At 48.2% G+C, this 19,148-nt stretch carries 15 protein-coding genes; 3 read left to right on the forward strand and 12 right to left on the reverse strand.

Features of this window, described 5'->3' with window-relative positions:
* Positions 1-60 precede the first annotated feature (60 nt).
* Positions 61-927, forward strand: a complete 867-nt coding sequence (gene fba, locus LRL21_RS11280; protein WP_240415877.1) for a class II fructose-1,6-bisphosphate aldolase — start codon at positions 61-63, stop codon at positions 925-927.
* A gap of 10 nt (positions 928-937) precedes the next feature.
* On the forward strand, positions 938-1,885 hold the full coding sequence (locus LRL21_RS11285; RefSeq protein ID WP_240415878.1) for a 1-phosphofructokinase family hexose kinase: 948 nt from the start codon (positions 938-940) through the stop codon (positions 1,883-1,885).
* 30 nt (positions 1,886-1,915) lie between these two features.
* Here the strand turns inward: LRL21_RS11285 and LRL21_RS11290 are convergent, their stop codons facing one another.
* The 12 genes from LRL21_RS11290 to LRL21_RS11345 form a co-directional block, all read right to left on the reverse strand.
* Entirely contained in the window at positions 1,916-2,923 is a 1,008-nt protein-coding gene (locus LRL21_RS11290) for a LacI family DNA-binding transcriptional regulator (RefSeq protein ID WP_240415879.1), read from the reverse strand.
* 276 nt (positions 2,924-3,199) lie between these two features.
* Positions 3,200-3,721: a hypothetical protein gene (locus LRL21_RS11295; RefSeq protein WP_240415880.1), complete on the reverse strand. Its 522-nt coding sequence runs from the start codon at positions 3,719-3,721 to the stop codon at positions 3,200-3,202.
* A gap of 146 nt (positions 3,722-3,867) precedes the next feature.
* The gene (locus LRL21_RS11300; protein ID WP_240415881.1) at positions 3,868-4,386 is read right to left on the reverse strand and encodes a hypothetical protein; all 519 of its coding nucleotides are present in this window, start codon (positions 4,384-4,386) and stop codon (positions 3,868-3,870) included.
* 23 nt (positions 4,387-4,409) lie between these two features.
* Positions 4,410-6,557, reverse strand: coding sequence for an ABC transporter transmembrane domain-containing protein (locus LRL21_RS11305; protein WP_240415882.1), 2,148 nt, complete (start codon positions 6,555-6,557; stop codon positions 4,410-4,412).
* A gap of 87 nt (positions 6,558-6,644) precedes the next feature.
* The gene (locus LRL21_RS11310) at positions 6,645-7,877 is read right to left on the reverse strand and encodes a Bcr/CflA family multidrug efflux MFS transporter (protein WP_240415883.1); all 1,233 of its coding nucleotides are present in this window, start codon (positions 7,875-7,877) and stop codon (positions 6,645-6,647) included.
* Between the two features lie 99 nt (positions 7,878-7,976).
* The gene (locus tag LRL21_RS11315) at positions 7,977-8,366 is read right to left on the reverse strand and encodes a hypothetical protein (protein WP_240415884.1); all 390 of its coding nucleotides are present in this window, start codon (positions 8,364-8,366) and stop codon (positions 7,977-7,979) included.
* A gap of 147 nt (positions 8,367-8,513) precedes the next feature.
* Entirely contained in the window at positions 8,514-9,692 is a 1,179-nt protein-coding gene (locus LRL21_RS11320; protein ID WP_240415885.1) for an iron-containing alcohol dehydrogenase, read from the reverse strand.
* Between the two features lie 54 nt (positions 9,693-9,746).
* Entirely contained in the window at positions 9,747-11,807 is a 2,061-nt protein-coding gene (locus LRL21_RS11325; protein ID WP_240415886.1) for a glycoside hydrolase family 65, read from the reverse strand.
* A 114-nt stretch (positions 11,808-11,921) separates the two neighbouring features.
* Complete coding sequence (gene gudD / locus LRL21_RS11330) at positions 11,922-13,277, reverse strand: glucarate dehydratase (protein ID WP_240415887.1); 1,356 nt, start codon at positions 13,275-13,277, stop codon at positions 11,922-11,924.
* Between the two features lie 49 nt (positions 13,278-13,326).
* Entirely contained in the window at positions 13,327-14,793 is a 1,467-nt protein-coding gene (gene gucD, locus LRL21_RS11335) for an alpha-ketoglutaric semialdehyde dehydrogenase GucD (protein WP_240415888.1), read from the reverse strand.
* 53 nt (positions 14,794-14,846) lie between these two features.
* The gene (gene kdgD, locus LRL21_RS11340; RefSeq protein ID WP_240416132.1) at positions 14,847-15,770 is read right to left on the reverse strand and encodes a 5-dehydro-4-deoxyglucarate dehydratase; all 924 of its coding nucleotides are present in this window, start codon (positions 15,768-15,770) and stop codon (positions 14,847-14,849) included.
* Positions 15,771-15,842: 72 nt separating this feature from the next.
* The gene (locus tag LRL21_RS11345; protein WP_240415889.1) at positions 15,843-16,541 is read right to left on the reverse strand and encodes a FadR/GntR family transcriptional regulator; all 699 of its coding nucleotides are present in this window, start codon (positions 16,539-16,541) and stop codon (positions 15,843-15,845) included.
* 216 nt (positions 16,542-16,757) lie between these two features.
* Between LRL21_RS11345 and LRL21_RS11350 the strand changes: the two genes are divergently transcribed.
* Positions 16,758-19,079, forward strand: a complete 2,322-nt coding sequence (locus LRL21_RS11350; RefSeq protein ID WP_240415890.1) for a helix-turn-helix domain-containing protein — start codon at positions 16,758-16,760, stop codon at positions 19,077-19,079.
* Positions 19,080-19,148 lie beyond the last annotated feature (69 nt).

The raw sequence follows: 19,148 nt of genomic DNA on the forward strand, positions 1-19,148 counted from the left end.
ACTCAGCTTATGCTTACGATGTCAGTGTTCCTGAAGGAACACTCTTAGGAGGAATCATCCATGCCGTTAGTATCATCAACAGCCTTATTGCAAGTTGCCCGCAGCCAAGGTTATGGGATTGGCGCTTTTAATGTACACACCCTGGAAATGCTGCAAGCCGTTGTTGATGCTGCAGAGGAAACGAATTCCCCGCTCATTTTGCAATCGACAGTAGGAACGGTCAAGCATCTGGGAGCTGACTATTTGGTCGCAGCTGCGACCACTGCCGCCAATCGTTCGGGTGTTCCCATTGCGCTTCATCTGGACCATTGCACCGATTTTGATATGATCATTCACTGCATCCGCGCAGGTTACACCTCGGTCATGATTGATGCGTCGATGTTTGCTTTTGAGGAAAATGTGGCTCAAACCAAACGGATCGTGGACATTGCCCGCGCTGCTGGTGTGAATGTAGAAGCCGAGCTTGGGAAGGTTGGGGGCGTTGAGGACGATATCGTAGTCGCTGAACACGAAGCGCTATTAGCTGACCCAGAGGAATGTGCCCGCTTTATTGAGCTTACCGGAGTTCCCACATTGGCTCCCGCCATTGGAACCGCGCACGGCATTTACAAGGGTGACCCGAATATTGATTTTGAGCGAATCCGTCAGGTGGCTGACCGCGTAGCGGTTCCACTCGTGCTGCATGGCGGCTCAGGTATTCCCGAAGATCAGGTCAAACGCTGTATCTCGCTGGGCATGTCCAAAATGAATATCGCCACCGAAATACGCATCGTCTTCTCCGATGCCATTAAGCAGGTATTCGCGCACAATCCGGATGAAAATGATCCTCGTAAATATATGGTGCCTGCCAAAAAGGCCGTAAAAGAAGCGGCTATGGAAAAAATGCGGATGCTTGGCAGCATCGGTAAAGCGTCCGGTATCCGCTAAGGAGGCACTCATGATTACTACTGTAACCCTGAACGCAGCCATCGATAAAACCTACTATATACCCACCTTTCCACTCGGACAGGTATCCCGGGTACGGCAGATGTACGCCGAGCCGGGTGGCAAAGGGATCAATGTAGCCCGTGTTATTCAGCAGCTGGGCTATCCTGTTGTAGCTACTGGTATCATTGGCGGTCATAATGGCCGGTTCATCGAACAAAAATTGGATGCGCAAGGAATCAAGCATGATTTTGTACAGATCGAGGAAGAATCACGGTTATGTTTGAATATGATTGATGAATCAAACGGCGCTTCGACTGAGGTTCTGGAGCAAGGCCCATGGATTTCGGCTGAAGCCTGGCAGCTTTTCCAGGCCAAGCTGGCTGGTCTCGCTGCACAGTCGCGTATTGTATGCTTCTCGGGAAGCTTACCGCAGGGTGTACCCACCGATGGCTACGCACAGCTGATCCGTATTGTGAAGCAAGCCGGCGCGCTTGCTTTTCTCGATACGAGTGGTAATGCGCTGCTGCAAGGGGTAGGTGCGCAGCCTGATTTTGTGAAGCCTAATGAAGACGAGGTAACTACGCTGCTTGGAGCTTTTATTGGGGGCAATACCGAGGATCAACCAGATATTGACCGAGCCGAGGGCTTGCTTCGCTTGCAGCAGCAGGGCATCCCGCGTGTGACCGTTTCTCTGGGAGCAGCGGGTTCGATTAGTGCTTATGAAGAAGCAATATATCGGGTGCAGGGTCCTCCCATTCAGGTGGTCAATACCGTTGGCTGCGGAGATTCCTTTGTCGCTGGCATGGCAATGGCTACGGCTCAAAACATCCCGTTTCCCACCTGCTTGCAGTACGCTTCTGCCGTTGCTTCAGCGAATGCATTGACGGAACGGGCAGGTTATGTGCATCTTCATGATGTAGAACGTTTACAAACAGAAATTACCGTAGAGCTTGTATAGCGAATCGACTATACAAGCTTTTTCCTGCTTTTATTTCCTCGGCTTGGATACCGATGAGCGAATAACGAGCTCTGGTGGCAGCACCATTCTCTGATTCATCGTATGACCGCCATTCATATGGCGAAGAATCATATTGACGACCTGAGCCCCCATGTCCTGAATCGGCTGGGCTATCGTCGTGAGCGGCGGGTCCACGATCGTGGCCAGAATCGTATTATCGAACCCTACGACCGATAAATCGTCAGGGATGGACAGCTTCATTTCGCGTGCAGCCTGAATCGTACCGATGGCCAACAAATCATTACAGGCAAACACGGCCGTACAAGCTTTTAATCCCTGCAGCAGCTCGCCTGCAGCTATTTTGCCGCTTTTCACACTAAAATCACTGATGCGCACCAGCTCAGGATTAAACTCCATACCCGCTTCCTCCAAGGCATGCCGATAGCCGCGAATCCGCTCCTTGCTGCTCATTACTTCGGTATCCTCGGCAATGACGGCAATCTGCTTATGGCCATTTTGGATCAAATAAGAGGTTGCCAAATAACCGCCCTGAAAGTCATCGACCAGCACGATATCCACAGCGACAGCCGGCATATCCCGCGCGATGAGTGCAACGGGGAGCTTCTGCCGAACCAGTTCCTTTAATAGAGCATCATTGCGAACCCCTGTTGCGATAATGATGCCATCAACACTTTTTTGCTTTAACAAAGAAATGTATCGTTCTTCTTTATCCAGACTGTTATCCGTACTGCAAATGACGACGTTAAAGCCCATTTCCTGGGCACGATCCTCTATACTTCTCGCAATCTCCGCAAAAAAAGGATTCGCCAAATCCGGCAGCAGCAGTCCGAGCGTATAGGTTTGCTTGCCGGTCAAAGCCGATGCAACAACGCTTGGCTGATAATTCAGCTCATCCATAATTTTAATGACCTTATTACGGGTCTTTTCGCTTATGCGTCCCCCACGGTTAATAACCTTGGACACGGTTGCTATAGAGACACCCGCTTCCTTGGCAATATCGTAGATAGTAACCTTCATGCCATACCCAACTTTCCACAAACAAATTAAAGCAGACGATTAAGCGCTTTACCTAAATATAAGAGAATTACGGCGATTTTGCAATGCACCTGGACGCTTTAGTGAATATAAGAAAAGCTTCTGATCGAAGCCTATTCGATGAAGAGACATTCGTGTTTTAGAGGATGCTTTTCTTGAAATATCAGAATGTTCAACTTCGTTGAAAACTTATAAATTCCGATATTATAAAAAAGGCACCCCATGGGTACCTGAGTCCTTACCTATGTCTTGAGCCAATTAACTGAAATCCCGCAATCGGTTGCAGTAGGACTCCAGTTCATCGAATGGAATGGTGTAGAACGCCATATTGTTCACGATGGACTTCGTTGCATGAGGCAGTAAAGTGAATCTGCCCAAAAGCCTGTCCAGCTCGGGCTGATCAACAGGCGTCCAGAACTGAACCTGCTGCACAGCTTCATTATCCGCCTTAATGGCTTGGACCAATTCTTTTAAACCCTTCGCAAACACAGAGGTTCGACGATAAGCCTTTTGAATAAAGGCTACCTCCACCTGACAAATATGCTGATCCTCATAATCATGGGCACCTGTTCCATAAACAAAACCTGCAGTCCCGATCATCTCATAGGGCTCTTCATTGAAAATCATCAAAGCTTTACCCAAGACCAAGGGACTGGCGATGAAGCTCAGCTTCATTGCAAACGAATAAGGTAAATTCAGTTCGTCATGGTGTTCGAGTAAAAAAGCGATATACAATTCCATATCCATTTCAAATTGACTAATGCGAAATTGAAGTGACATTATTGAGGTTGTACTCTCAGGTTGTCATTGGTTTTCACGATTCTCGAAAAACCGCCGCCTTTATTTGAACCTTTTGGTATACTGGGGGGCACTGGGAACATAGCATACGCCTCCTTTGTCGCAAAGTGTATTTCCTTGTAACTTTATTATATACGAACGAATCGATCCAAAAAAGCCCTTAATTTGTGAATTTCAACACTGTATATGTCTTCAGTACCTATTGTCCCTTCCCGGCTGCCTATGAAGCTGGCAAACTTGGGATAGAGCTTCTGTAAATACGTATTCTCGGAAAGCGCGACGAAGCGAAATTCTTCTACTTCCGGATTATCCTCGATAATCTGGCTCATCAAATATCGAAAACCGCGGATAAATACACGAGTGCTCCGATAGGATCTGGCTACGATCACATTATCGACTAATACAACCCGCTGTTTGTCCACAAATTCCTGTTCAGGCGTACCCATATAGTATGCACCTAGAGCCAACATATGTTCGTCTCCATCCGTAACCATAATCAGGCTGCCAGCAGTCATATAATAGTAAAGCAGCGTAATAATATCCACGGTGCCTAAACTGGGATGCAGTTCTCTCTTATTCTGCAGCATAAACAGACTCGCTTTGGCATAGTCATCATCGGTCGCACAGCGTTTGCAAAAAATAGTCATGGATAATGTTCCGCTCCTTTCGATTAGATTCGCTCCTTCAAGGTTTGCTCCACAACGGTAAAAATTTGCGGATACTTCGCGGTCAATTCCAGAAACGCTTCCCTTCTCACAGATAGCAATACCGAAGGACCCATTGCCCTCACTGTGGCTGTACGAGGGATTCCCTTTAATAGGGCGATTTCGCCAAAATGATCCCCATCCTGCAGCGTCGCAACCCGCTGCAAGCTGCCACTCTGAAAGCTTTTCAGAATTTCGAACTTGCCTCGAACGATGATGTAAAATTTGTCTCCCTGATCCCCTTCCTGGACGACGGTGTCGCCTTCTTTGAAGGTTTCTGTAGAAAACAGTGTGGAAATGTCCTGCAGGAGCAGCGAATCAACTCCAGCAAAAAATGGAAACTTAGCTAGCCGGTGTCCATCGACTGTGGCATGAAGCCCGTCCTGAGACAGCATAAAGCCATGCTGTTTTTCCCACATTTCATGGTAGAGTCCTGACTGCTGCAGTAGCTCCTGATGAGTTCCGGACTCGACGATCCTGCCGTCTTTAAAAACAAAAATCACATCTGCATTCACGATTGACGACAATCGATGCGTGACGGAAATAATCGTCGTATGATGCCTCAGCTGTTGGATAGTCTGATTGATGTCCGCCTCAGTGGCAGGGTCCAGAGCCGAGGTAACCTCATCCAGCAGCAGCAGCCTCGGATTTCTCAGCAGCGCCCTTGCAATGGAAATTCGCTGGCGCTGCCCGCCAGAAAGCGACGCTCCTTCATTATTGATCAGCGTATCGTAGCCCTCTGGCCAGCTTATCAAGGTTTCATGAATACGGGCCAGCTCAGCCGCTTCAATCATCTCGGCATCTGTAAGCAGTTCGCTGCCAAGCCGCAGATTATCTCGGATTGTCGTGTTAAACAGGAACGTGTCCTGGAACACAATGTCCATTTGCCTCCTCAAGGAAGCCTCGCTTACAGTTCTCAGATCATAACCATCGATACGAACGGAGCCTTGCCTTGGATCGTAAAAACGCGACAAAAGCTGTAAGGCTGTGCTTTTACCGGAGCCGCTTGGACCTACAAACGCAGCATAGCTGCCAGCAGCAATACGCAGGCTGACCTCCTTGATCTGATCCGTCCCCTCTGTGAAACCAAAGGTTACCTGATTCATTTCTATGTACTTGTCCAGGGGTGGCAGAGCAACGGGGTCAGATGCTTCCGGCACACTTGGCTGATGATTCAATATTTCCGCTATTCGTTTGAAGCTGATGCTGGAATCAATAAGGTTGGGTATCAAGTAGGAGAGGTTCGATGCAGATTGACCAACACTCATAAATAAAGTAAAGAAGGCAATAAAGTCACCGACTGTCATCTGATCATGAAAGATCAGGTAACCTCCAAAACCGATCATCGTCCCGTTCAGCACAAGTAGTACGGTTAGCGGCAGCCGTTCAAGCAGCGAATTCAGGATGTGCATGTTTAAACCAAGAGAGAGCAGATCTCTGATTTGCCCCTGGGCACGCTGCAGGAGCCTATCCTGTTGATGTAACGCTTTAACGGTTTTATAGCCTTTGACCGTTTCATCGATCATATTGGAAAATTGCTCTTGCGCTTCTTTATACTTGGCATTGCTGGCTTCTGCCCTGCCCTGCAGCAGCTTAGGGCCGATAAACATCAATATGGAACCGATCAGCATGGCCAAAGTAAGCTTCCATTCTAATACCAACAGCATGGCTAGCCCCATCAGAATGCTTAATGCTTCTTTAATAAGAAAGGGAAACGCTTGACAAATCACTCTTTCAATAGAAGCCATATCAGACGAAAAACGGGAGACAAGATCGCCTACCCGGTACTTTTCAAAAAAAGGAAGCGATTGCTTCTGCATATGGACAAAAAGTTCTGTCCTTAGCCTCTGAATGACCTTCCCGCTCAACTTGTTAAGGGCATAATCACCACCGGTACCGGCACAGATGCTTAACACGCCACCAATGAACAAAATGCTCAATATGACAACGAAAACTTGAAAATTTTTTGGTACGAACGCTTCATCTACCAAATACTTCAGACTTAGTGGTGCTGCAACCAAATAAATAACTTCGACTATAACACCGCATATAAAAAATATGCCCAATAGCTTATTTTGCAGCAAATAGGGCATCAAAGTTCGAAAAAATTGCAAGAATATCGCCCGCCTTCCAATAGCTATAGATTACAGCAGTTCATGACCGCTGTAAACGATAGCTTGGTCAGGCCGCGCCTTCTGAATTTATGAGACCGGTGCTTTACGGCGCACCATAAATACGTATACGATCACAGCGCCTACAGATGTGCAGGCAATAACGAGGCCCATCGGCAAGGCGGATTGGCTTCCACCCAGACCAACAAGCGGGGCTACGACGCCGCCCAGCAAGAGCGAGAGTACACCAAGCAGCGCTGATGCCGTGCCTGCGGACTTGCTTTGATTTTGCATCGCTAATGAGAATCCGGTTGATGATACGATACCGACACTCGACACAACCATAAATAGAGCAGGCAGAATCGCATACAAGCCTGCACCTGTTACGATCATAAGCAGCAGCAGCACACCACCGCAAGATGAAATACCGAGACCTGTGATCAGCAGCTTCGTTTCACCTAATCGGCCAACCAGCCTGCCGGTGATTTGACCGGCAATAATGATGCCAACACCGTTAATCCCAAAAAATACGGCGAACATTTGCGGTGATACATGAAAAATCTCCTGAAGCACAAACGGTGAGCCCGATATATAACCAAACATGGCTGCGAAAACTAACCCTTGCGCAATCGCGTACCCCATGAACACACGGTCGACAAGCAGGCCGCGAAAGGTTGACAAGGTGTTGCCAATGCCGCCCTTCGAACGCAATTGATTCGGCAGCGTTTCACGTAAACCGAAGAACACCGCAGCAAGCATCATCATACCGAACACACATAACACGATAAATACGCCATGCCACGAGGTTACCCTCATAAGCTGTCCTCCAGCAATCGGAGCAAGGATCGGCGCCACCCCATTGACCAGCATCAAAAGTGTAAAAAACTTCGTCAGCTCCGTTCCCGAATACAGGTCTCGTACAATGGCACGGGAGATGACAATTCCGGCAGAGCCAGCCAGTCCCTGGACAAAACGGAGTATGATCAGGCTTTCGACCGAAGGGCTGAATGCACATAACAACGAAGTAACCGCATAAAGAGCAAGACCGACCAGAAGCGGCATCCGACGGCCCCGAACATCACTGATCGGCCCGGCAAACAATTGGCCAAGTGCAGATCCGAGCAGAAAAAAAGTAAGACTGAGCTGAACAAGTGACGCGCTGGTGCTGTATTCCCCGGCTATTGCAGGCAGCGCTGGCAAATACATATCTATGGACAGAGGGGCAAAGGCTGCCAAAGAACCAAGCACAAGCACCATCCACAGCTTATTCCCCCGAGTGACCGGCTGGGGTGCAGCCTTCGTACTATTAATTGAACTATTCATGCTGATTCGTTAACCACCTTTATAAGAATAACAATTGAACGATGTCTGCCACCGAAGCTGCCTTCGTTCAGCTCTACTGAACACATGTACATTCCAATGCTATAAAGTATCGATCAACAATCGTATCGCCTCAGACAAATCCAGCTTTTTTTCCTGGCAATAGCTATTTAGTTTCGCATAAGCTGCATCATCCAGACGCACATGGATCGAATGATTGAGCTTTTCGCAGCTCGACTTTTTCGGTCTTCCTCTTCCAATTCTTCGTTGACCCTGTTCATCCTTCCAGACCAGAAGCGTTATATAACCCTGCTGCTTGATGCACGTATCGCCATCATTTTCTGCCCAGACTACGGCGGCATTCTGCTCATGCTTATTCACGTACTCCGCAAGCGCATCACCTTCCAGACCTTTCTTGTGGCCCTTTTGCATAAACTTGTGCTGTATAAATGCCAGGTACTGCTGCCATGATTCGAAAGTGAGCTCCTTCATAGCTCCTCCTTTATTTATTGTTCTACAAAAAATGATATCACGTTTTTGCAAATTTGCAATGATTTTTCGCTTCGATAGAATGCCGTACAAGCCAACTGTCGTGACAGTTGGCTTCATTGTATGACATCGGTTTTCCTTTCATTCCTGTTAAGAGAAGGAATAGCTATAGCATGTATGATAAAGCTCGATCATTTCTTCTACCGTAGGGACACGAGGGTTGTTACCAGGGCTTCCACTAGCCAGAGCATCCACGGCCATTTTGGAAACCGCTTCCTGAAATTTCAGCTTGTCAATGCCCCAGCCTTCCAAATTCGTTATTTGCAGGTCCTTACATAACCTCTTCACTTCTTGAATCGCTACATCCACCATTTCCTGATCGGAAAGCTGAGATAAATCGGGGCGGAATAAACGTCCGACAACAGCTAATCTCTCTATAGCACGATCTTTACTGAATTCCAATATCGCGGGAAGCAGCATGGCGTTCGAGATACCGTGTGGAACATGAAATATAGCTCCAATGGGTCGGGACATCCCATGAACCAATGTAACGGACGCATTAGAGAAAGCAGCTCCCGCCTGCATCGAAGCAAGTGCCATTTGTTCTCTGGCTCCCAGATCTGAGCCATCCGTGTAGGCTTTACGCAGGTTTTGGGAAATCAGCGCTATCGCAGACAGGGCTAATTGATCTGTCATCGGCTGCGCTTTGCGGGAGATGTAGGCTTCTATGGCATGACAGAGCGCATCTATTCCCGTGGCGGCTGTAACGCTCTGCGGCGTTGATACGGTAAGCATAGGATCGACAATGGCTACGCTTGGAAGAAAGGCAGCATGCTTGACCATCATTTTCACATCGTTGAGTGTGTTGATGATGACCGTCACATTCGTCATTTCTGACCCCGTTCCTGCTGTCGTTGGAATGGCAATCAACGGAATAGGCGGTGCCGATAGCACCGCTTTACCACCCACATAATCTCCAAGCTGTCCACCATTTGTGGCCAAGACGGAGACGGCTTTGGCAGCATCTATACAGCTCCCGCCACCAACCGCGATAATGACATCGCATTGGTGCTCCAGACAAACAGCAAGTGCTTCGGATACATGCCAGTCGGTCGGTTCCGAATTAACATCCAAATAGCAAACAGGCACAATGCCGACTTCCTCCAAATGCTGCTGGCATTGTTCAATGGCCCCGATTTTCTCCATGATGCGATCACTGATTAACAAAGCCGTTCTACCCAGCCTTGTCGTCTGGAGTCCCAACTGGGTTAGAGCATGATGACCGTAGATGACTTGCTGCGGTAGCTGGAACGTAGAAAAAGTGTTCATGACTGGCACCTCTTTTCGATTATCATAATGAATGCCCTACTTGCAACTTAGCATTTACATCCATTTCGACAAGCCTTCAAATCGAACCTCCCATGTGCCATCGGTCGGAAAGCCTGGTGCATGGATGTCCGGTCCGTTATCCCATCCGCAGGCCATCATGGCGACTGCAGTCAATAACCCGCCATTGCCAGGCAAATAAGCCATCAGAGACGTATTCTGATAATTATGGCCATTCGGCAGGTATGTATTTTTCACTTCATCCCGCAATAAAATGTCTACCGCCAAACGTCCATCCTCCAGGCGCCCTGCTGTCATCGCAGCCATCGGGAAATCCCAGCCCCAGGAGGTTTGCCAATTCCACTCCTGCATCACCTTGAGCAGGGTTGCTTTCATGATCGAACGATCCGCCTTTTTGCCTGGCAATATGCCAAATGCACCGAGCATCGAAGGGTGATCGGTATTATCCGTCAGGAACGTATCGGGACGATTTTCGTGGGCTATATATACACCGTTATGAACAGGAAGCACGGATAACAATTCAATAATCCGGTTCCATTCCGGTAATTCTTCCATACCAAGCCGTGAACGCCACGCCTGAGCGATTTCCAGTCCTTGCATCCAATATTCCAGCTCAAAGGTCGGATTCCATGTTTCCTCTGCAGCAAAATTTTCCTGTACCGGGATCAACGGCGGGCCGAGCACATATCGTCCACCCTGCTCATCCCAATGCGCATAGGAAGCCATAAATTCCGCTGACTCCAGGACGATGTCGGCAAATTCATTCAGTGTATCCCGCGTAGGCTCCGCTCGGTAACAGAGCTCTGCATACACAATCGGATGCGGCTGCTGCCAGATGAGTAAATTCCCGATTGGGGAAGGGCTTTGCCGTCCATCCGGTCCAACCATTTTGGGCCATCTCGCTCCCGGGTATCCTTGATCACGCGCAAGCTTTTGTGCTACCGGCAATATATCCCGGTACCATCCAAGACTTTTTTTAAGCAAATGCGTACGGCCCCACAATGCAAAATGCACAGCATGCCACCAATGCATTTCCAAGTGAAATTTGCCATACCAGGAATTATATAAGAGTCCGGTTTCCTGAGGAGGAAGGGAGCCCGCGCAATGAATCGCCGTAACGAATTGCGACAATACGATACGTCTTTCCAGCTCATGCGCACCCGGATCCGTGCTGCCGGCAAGCTCTACGGCTCCGCCACTCAGCCAAAAATGCTCCCAATGCTCCATACTGGCAGTCCGAATCTCATCAAAAGTAAGCGCTGTCAGGTTGCCTGCATCAGGCATAAATCCGACCACAATAGTGAACGAATGGCTATTTTTCCCGGGAATAACCCGATATTGATGATGCCCTTCCTGCTCCAGCTCACCCTCATTCCAATGGCAGGTGACTTTATAGCGATCCTCGTCCAATTTTCGTTCAAATGTGCCGCTGCTGGCCGATACCTCCACCCATTCTGTGCGATGTGTTTCATGCTGCCATTCCAAGTCGAGCGCGCTGCGCCATTCCTTGGCCGTCATGGTTGACGAGGGGAATTGGATGGAAAGCTGCAGCAAGCCTGCCGCTATTAACGGGGATTCGATATGGATCCCAAGCTGATCGGAATCAGGATGGCAGCAGGTAATTACCTTGACAGAAGCTCCTGATACCATAAATTGACTTGTCAGGATGCCCTCCCACAGGTTGAGCTGCTGCTCGGTTTGCTCCAGCTGGTCAATTCCGACTCGTTGGCCATCCGGTGTCATGAGCACAAGCCCGATCTGTCCCAGCTGCAGACGATGCGGATTTTGTCTCAGCCAGTGGAAAATATCCGGCTTATCTCCGGGTGCAAATGGATACTCCACTTGACGTCCATGGGTCTCAAAGGACTGCATGGGCGCATCCTCCAATGTATACCGGCTGCCTCCCGTTTGATGCCAGCCCCACTGCGATTGCGTGCCCAGCGGCATTTGGTACGATTCCGGAAAGCTTTGCAAGCCTGTCAGATCGGCAGTAAAAGCAAACTCGCCATTTCCGACGGTAAGGGGGGATACGGGATTCAGTTCTCTGATGATAGGATGATGACGGTTTACCAAAGCTTTTCTATCAATGGATTGCATAAGGTCCTCCTTCTAAATAAGGGAAAATGGAACAAGGGTTTTCCTTTCCAGTATAAGCCTATAAACGGATAAAGACAAAAAAGGAGCGCCAATTGGCCTCCTTTTCGCTATTTATTAGTCAACCAGGCAGGGACGCTTGTTATTAAACTTCCAGCCGGGCTTCAGATACTGCATGGCAATTGCATCATCGCGAGCTCCGAGCGCCTTCTCCAGATAGAGCCGATGAGCACTTTCGAGCTGCTCCATATCGATGTCAATGCCAAGCCCTGGCTTCGTCGGGACCGTGATCCTGCCCTCGTTAATTCGCAAAGGCTCCTTGGTCAGTCGTTGACCGTCCTGCCAAATCCAATGCGTATCAATCGCTGTAATTTGTCCAGGTGCGGCTGCCGCAACATGCGTAAACATTGCCAGCGAGATATCAAAATGATTATTCGAGTGCGAGCCCCAGGTCAATCCCCAATCATGGCACATCTGGGCTACACGGATCGAGCCCTGCATCGTCCAGAAGTGAGGATCAGCCAATGGAATATCGACCGAGCCTAACTGAATCGCGTGACCCATCTCCCGCCAATCGCAGGCAATCATGTTCGTAGCTGTTAGCAGTCCGGTAGACCGTCTGAACTCCGCCATGATTTCGCGGCCGGAATACCCTTGTTCCGCACCACATGGATCCTCGGCATAAGCCAGCACATGCTGTTGGCCGCGGCACAGCCGGATGGCTTCCTCCAGCGACCACGCGCCATTCGGATCAAGCGTAATTCTCGCCTGCGGGAAACGTTCAGCCAGTGCTGTAACGGCTTCCAGCTCCTCGGAGCCGCGCAGCACACCACCTTTTAGCTTAAAATCGTTAAAGCCGTAACGCTTGTGCGCGGCTTCAGCCAGCCGTACAATGGACGATGTCGTAAGCGCTTCTTCATGCCGCAGGCGCAGCCAATCGTCCTCAGCCTCCAGATCACTCAGATATGGCAAATCCGTCTTGCTGCGATCCCCAATATAGAACAGATAACCGAGCATTTCCACGGACTCGCGCTGCTGCCCCTCTCCCAGTAGGGCGGCAACAGGCACACCGAGATATTGGCCCAGCAGATCGAGTAATGCAGCCTCAAGAGCTGTAACCGCATGAATCGTAATCCGCGAGTCAAAGGTTTGCAAGCCCCGCCCGCCCGCATCCCGATGAGCAAAGCTCCTGCGTACCTTGCCGAGAATTTGGTTATACGTCCCTATCGATTGACCGATGACGAGCGCTTTTGCATCCTCCAGCGTTTGCCGAATCCGTTCGCCTCCAGGCACCTCGCCAATCCCGGTTCGCCCTGCATTATCCTTAACAATAACCACATTTCTAGTAAAATAAGGACTATGCGCACCGCTCAGATTGAGCAGCATGCTGTCATGACCTGCAACAGGAATAACCCGCATTTCCGTAATCATCGGTGTTCCCTGAGCGCTGTCCTGTGTCAGTTGAGCATTCATAGTATCACTCCACTTCTATTCAAGTTTGGAAGAACGGTGAGGCCGCGAGCTAGGATTTGATAAAAACGGTTTTAATCGATGTATAAAACTCTATCGCTGCGCGTCCCTGCTCACGAGAATGAGAGCTCGATTGCTTCATCCCGCCAAACGGGGCCTGCAGCTCAACTCCAGCGCTTTCCGCATTAATGCGCACAAGCCCTGCTTCCATCTCGTTGATAAAGGACAACATATGGTCAATCCGCGTAGTAAATATCGAGGCACTAAGTCCGTACTCCACATCATTGGCAAGCGCTAATGCTTCTTCTACGGAATCTACCTTCATCAGTGCAAGCACAGGTCCAAAAATTTCCTCTTGGGCTATCGTCATGTCCGTCGTTACATCTGAGAAAACCGTCGGTTGGACAAAATATCCATGCTCATAGCCATCTCCCTGCAGGCGATTTCCCCCAGCGACCAGCTTCCCGCCTTCTGACTTGGCTTTCTCTATGTAAGAAAGCACTTTATTCAGTTGATTCTCGTTCGCACAAGGTCCCATCCAGATGCCGTCCTTCATACCATCGCCAACCGTAATTTGCTGTACCTTTTGCAGCAGCTTGTCTTGAAAGGCCTCGTACACCTCGCTCTGAACAATAACCCGGCTCGTTGCTGTACATTTCTGTCCTGTGGAGCGCAGGCCCCCGCTGATGGTGGCTTCCACGGCAAGATCCAGATTGGCATCGGCTGTGACGATCACCGGATTTTTGCCGCCCATTTCCAGCTGGTACTTGGCGCCGCGAGCCAGGGCCCACTGTCCGATCCGTTTGCCAACCGCTCCTGAACCGGTAAACGTAATGCCATGAACATCAGGGTGCTCAACCAAGCCTTGACCGATGACAGGACCCGAGCCGTTGATCAAATTCACAACTCCTGCTGGAAAACCGGCTGCTGCAAAACACTCTATCACCTTGGCGCCTGTAATTCCCGTTTCAGCCGCAGGTTTGATGACTACGGTATTGCCGTAGATCAAGGCCGGAGCCATTTTCCAGATCGGAATCGCAACCGGAAAATTCCACGGCGTGATCACACCTACTACGCCGAGCGGGACCCGCGTGGTCAGCATCAGCGCTTCACTATCTGTCGAAGGGATCACATCTCCGATTGAACGCATGCCTTCTCCCGCATAATAGCGTAATATGGCAACCCCCCGCATGGTTTCACCCTTGGCCTCTGGAAACGTTTTGCCCATTTCCCTGGTCATCGTTTCGGCAATTTCATCTACTCTGCTTTCCAGAATAGCGGCTGCCTTGAACAGGTAATCACCACGTGCGCTGCCTGACAGCTTTTTCCACGCTCGGGATGCCTGCTTGGCACTCGACACCGCCAGGTTTAAATCGTCCAGAGAGGACATAGCGATCGTCCCCAGCTTGTCGCTAATGTTGGCTGGATTGCTGCGAACCTCCACTTCACCTGTGGATGCCGGTATCCATTGTCCATTGATATAGTTTAAATAAGTCGGAATTTCAGTCGGGCTGCTCATGGTCGGTCTCCTTGTCTTATCAAATTATGATGCTGTATAGGATGTGATTTCGTTTATGATTTTGCTGCCTTTGGAAATTTCTCGAAAGCAACCTGGATAATTTGGGCCAGCTTGTCGTAATGATCCTTTTCCACCTGAATGATCGGTGCACGAACAGCAGTGCCAACTGGATGACCGACGATTTCCATACCTGCTTTAATTAAAGCGACGGCATAACCTTTTCTTTGCTTGCGAATTTTGTTAATCGGCAGGATCACATGCTCATACAGCTCATGGAGCAGCTCATCATTATGGCTCAGCAAGGCATCGAAGAACAGCGCCGAAATGTGCGGAATATAATTGGAAATCGCAGAAGAATACGTTCTGAAGCCCAGATTCACATAAGCAGGCATTGTGACCTCAGCCATCGGCATCCCATTGAGCCACTCCAGACGCTTACCGATGGTTTGTGTCATCTCAATATTCAAATCCATGTTGCCCAAGCCGTCCTTCAAACCGACAAGCTGAGGAGATTCCAGCAACCGTTGAAGCGTTTCCAAAGAACATACACAGTTATCCCGCTGATACACGATCGCATTCAAGTCCGTACTTTGGATAATTGCATTCAAATATTGGTACAGCCCCTCCTGCTCCGGCTCTATCAAATACGGTGGTAAAATCAGATATCCATCAACCCCAAGCTCGGCCGACAGCTCCGTTAATTCCAAAGCATGGCTTATATTACCGCCAACTCCGGTATAGACAGGCACCTTGCCTTTGGCAGTAGCAACAGCCACTTCAACCATCGACTTGTAATCACGGTGAGATAGCGCATGAAACTCACCTGATCCGCATGCTATGAATATCGAAGACAAGCCCTCATTAATCAAAAATTGAATATTCGCCTCCAAAGCCTTCTCGTCCAGCTTGCCGTGTTGATTCATTGGTGCTACGGGAAATCCCAAAATTCCTGTTGGTGATTGTCTGACCTGGTTCATGTTCATTTCTCCACCCTTCATGATTTCATTCATTATTACGATTTCGGTTTCATAGATGCCATTCGCGTCGGCTTATCCCAGACTCTTCAACACTTTTGATCGGACATGGTTGAGATGGTGATACATGGCTGAATGCGCTGCAAGCGGATTATGCTGCTGAAGCGCCTCAAATATCGCTTGGTGCTCCTGCATGGTCGCCCTATGATCACGATCCACCGTAGGAATTTGCTTCTCAATTTCATCAAACATATTCAACAGCGGGTCGATAATGCCTTCAAGAATCGGATTGTTGGCGCTGTAGGCAATCGTTCGGTGAAATTCCTTGTCCAGTCCCACATAGCCTTGTTTGCTTAGAGCTGTAGCACGCAAAATCTCAGCCAATTGCTCCAGCTGGCTATCGGTAATTTTCTCCGCGGCCATCGTGACCAAGCCCAGCTCCAAGGACATTCTTGCTTCCATCACGGCAGGAATATCCCCCGCTGACAAAGCCAGCATAATCGAAAACGGCTTACTGCCAATCTTGTTGGAAAAAAAAGTGCCTTCTCGTGTCTTCCTCTGGATCATCCCCATCGTCTCCAATGAGCTTAACGCTTCGCGGAGAACCGGTCTGCTGACAAACAGCTTATCCGTAAGCTCGGCCTCCGTTGGCAGCTTATCTCCAGGATGAAGCTGTCCACTCGTCAGCAGCTCGATAATCTGATCAACCACCTGCTTGGACATCGTTTCCCGTTTGATCGATTTCATCGTTACTTCCTTTGGACCGGTTCCCATCCCTATCCCCCCTTGCATGATGCATGTAAGATTCATTAGTCATATTGTAAGACAAATTAAATTGCGCGTCAATTATTAAGTTATTACGTAGAGCAGCCTGTCTTAACAACCTGCTGTTCCGCATGAAAGTCAGCCCTATTATTCTATGAAATGTGTTACATTATAGAAAAGCTCTGTACTTCAATTACACAATCCTAAATGCATGGAGTTGGATCAATGATTACTATCATTCGTAGAGCATTGCATAGTCTACAGTTCCGCAGCCTGTTTATTAAACTCTTGCTTTCCTTGACAATACTGCTGCTGCTTATCATCTTTCTTGTTACTTCTTTTTTGCAATACCGGTTTCAGATTTCTATCACTGAGAATGAAATCGATAAATCCAGCTTCCAACGATTAGAAGAAACAAAGCTATTTATGGATGCTTTATTGCGAAATATCAATGCGATGACGCTTCAGTTAGCCAATACTACTGAGCTTTCCAATAAGCTCGAAGCCGAGGACCTTACTATCCTTTCACCAGCCATTAAGAAATTCGGCAATAATTTTCGCGAAAGCTTTATCTCTTCCTATTCGGTAAATTCCGCTTTTATTTATATCAAGGGAGAGGGAATCGTACAAGTCCCGATTACAGGCGGGCAAGCCGTTCGGAAGTTTGATTTTGCACAAATTACACAAGAGATCAACCATATAGGCAAGGATGAAAAATGGATCGTGCAGACCTTACCTGATAACCATACACTGATTATTTTGATACGTCCGATCCCCCTGTTGGGTAATGACATTAACGGAGCTATCATAGTCAGCTTTGACCCTGCCGAGTTGTTTAAAAGCCCCTTCGTCCAGAGAGATCAAGAACGAATCTGGATTATTCTCCCGGACGGACAACACGCGTTTGAAACAAAAAACGGTACGATCGTACCATCTGATGTTTTTGGCCCAGCTCGCACGAAAGCGCTATCAAACATTACTTCGTTTCAAGGAAGGCTTGAAGATTCCGTATATGGCTTCAGGGTTAACCCTTCCTCTTTGTCCCATTGGAAATATGTTTATGCGATGCCTTTTCATACAGAATCCAGTAAGGTTTACAATCTGGTTGTCATCTCAGTCCTGCTTGCAACTCTCGGTTTGATGTACTATGTGTTTAGAAAGGCCAGACAAATCCAAAGCTATATAGCTACTTTAACCATTATGGTTGGCCGTAATAAGAGCAATCGCCAAGAAAAGCAGCAGGACGAGTTTTTATATTTAATTTCCGAATTCAATACGATTATGGAGCAGGACACGATTTTACAGCAGCGGCTGGAGCAAAGCGAGATGATGCTGCGACAAAACTTTTTACAGCAATTGCTGATCGAACATACAGTTTTCACTGAGGATCGATTGATGAAGCTGCAAGAGCTTGGAATTGAAGTGAGCAGCCATGGGATTTTCGTAATAGTTGTAAGGATTGACGACTATCTTGGATTCAAGGACAAATATAAGCCAGCTGATCAAAGTCTGTTAGGATATTTCATCTGCAAGCTGGCTGAGGAACAGCTTCACGGTAAATTTAATGTGCTGTTTACGCTTTTCAAAGGTCGGGATGTGGTGATTTTATGTAATTTAACGTCCGAAACCCCAATCTCGCTAGCCCGATCCAATGTATTGCATGTTGTGAATACGATTTGTCAATATATCCATAGCTACCTGGAGCTGACCATAAGCGCTGGTATTGGCGATATCCATAGTGATCTGGGCTACATCTCTGAATCTTATAACCAGGCGCTTCAGGCGTTGGAATTTCGGATATTTAAGGGACATAAAGCTTTGATTCCCATCTGGCATGTTCAAAGCAATCAACCCTACATTATGCTCATGTATAACGAACGCAAGGAAATAGAAACCTCACTTTCTGCTGCCATTAAGGAAGCTGATTTGAATAAGGTGAAATGGTGCCTGGATCAATTGAAGACGATGATCAAAAAGCTGGATGGCTGCCCTATGACCCTCATCCGCCATACCTTTCAGGAGCTTGTTATGGTGATGGTACATTATTCAGCGGATTCAAATATACCCACACCTGAGGTTCCGCAGGACCTTCATGACTCCTTGATGAAGCTGGAGACGTTGGATGAAATCATCGAATGGATGGAACAAACAGCGAACCGGATTATTTCTAGTGCCTCGCATGGTCCAACGATCAGAAATCGCACACCTGTTGAGCAAATTCTTGAATATATTCAAACTAATCATGATAAAGAAATCTCTTTAAACGGCATAGCCGAGCAACTGGGACTTGATCCCTCCTATCTGAGTCGATTATTCAAACAAGCTGTTGGGTTAAATTTCATGGAGTATTTGCTGTCCATGCGGGTCAAGCACGCCAAGATGCTCCTGGTAACCACAGATCACAGTGTGACCGAAATTAGCCAAATGGTAGGTTATCATAATACAGCCAGCTTTATCCGCATTTTCAAAAAGCATGAAGGGGTTCCTCCTGGCCAATATCGCACAGAAAATACGAATAAAAAGCTGGATATCCAAGAAATATATTAAAAAAGCTCAGACATAAATCGCATATCATATCAGATTTGTACAATTGTTTACCTGTAAAGTCCATTATTG

This window comes from Paenibacillus periandrae (assembly GCF_022458865.1).
In the GTDB taxonomy this organism is placed as follows: Bacteria; Bacillota; Bacilli; order Paenibacillales; family NBRC-103111; genus Paenibacillus_S; species Paenibacillus_S periandrae.

What these genes read in the sequence shown, in the direction of transcription:
- fba (WP_240415877.1), top strand. Translation starts at nt 61, where the DNA reads ATGCCGTTAGTATCATCAACAGCCTTATTGCAAGTTGCCCGCAGCCAA.
- LRL21_RS11285 (WP_240415878.1), top strand. Translation starts at nt 938, where the DNA reads ATGATTACTACTGTAACCCTGAACGCAGCCATCGATAAAACCTACTAT.
- LRL21_RS11290 (WP_240415879.1), bottom strand. Translation starts at nt 2,923, where the DNA reads ATGAAGGTTACTATCTACGATATTGCCAAGGAAGCGGGTGTCTCTATA.
- LRL21_RS11295 (WP_240415880.1), bottom strand. Translation starts at nt 3,721, where the DNA reads ATGTCACTTCAATTTCGCATTAGTCAATTTGAAATGGATATGGAATTG.
- LRL21_RS11300 (WP_240415881.1), bottom strand. Translation starts at nt 4,386, where the DNA reads ATGACTATTTTTTGCAAACGCTGTGCGACCGATGATGACTATGCCAAA.
- LRL21_RS11310 (WP_240415883.1), bottom strand. Translation starts at nt 7,877, where the DNA reads ATGAATAGTTCAATTAATAGTACGAAGGCTGCACCCCAGCCGGTCACT.
- LRL21_RS11315 (WP_240415884.1), bottom strand. Translation starts at nt 8,366, where the DNA reads ATGAAGGAGCTCACTTTCGAATCATGGCAGCAGTACCTGGCATTTATA.
- LRL21_RS11320 (WP_240415885.1), bottom strand. Translation starts at nt 9,692, where the DNA reads ATGAACACTTTTTCTACGTTCCAGCTACCGCAGCAAGTCATCTACGGT.
- LRL21_RS11325 (WP_240415886.1), bottom strand. Translation starts at nt 11,807, where the DNA reads ATGCAATCCATTGATAGAAAAGCTTTGGTAAACCGTCATCATCCTATC.
- gudD (WP_240415887.1), bottom strand. Translation starts at nt 13,277, where the DNA reads ATGAATGCTCAACTGACACAGGACAGCGCTCAGGGAACACCGATGATT.
- gucD (WP_240415888.1), bottom strand. Translation starts at nt 14,793, where the DNA reads ATGAGCAGCCCGACTGAAATTCCGACTTATTTAAACTATATCAATGGA.
- kdgD (WP_240416132.1), bottom strand. Translation starts at nt 15,770, where the DNA reads ATGAACCAGGTCAGACAATCACCAACAGGAATTTTGGGATTTCCCGTA.
- LRL21_RS11345 (WP_240415889.1), bottom strand. Translation starts at nt 16,541, where the DNA reads ATGGGAACCGGTCCAAAGGAAGTAACGATGAAATCGATCAAACGGGAA.
- LRL21_RS11350 (WP_240415890.1), top strand. Translation starts at nt 16,758, where the DNA reads ATGATTACTATCATTCGTAGAGCATTGCATAGTCTACAGTTCCGCAGC.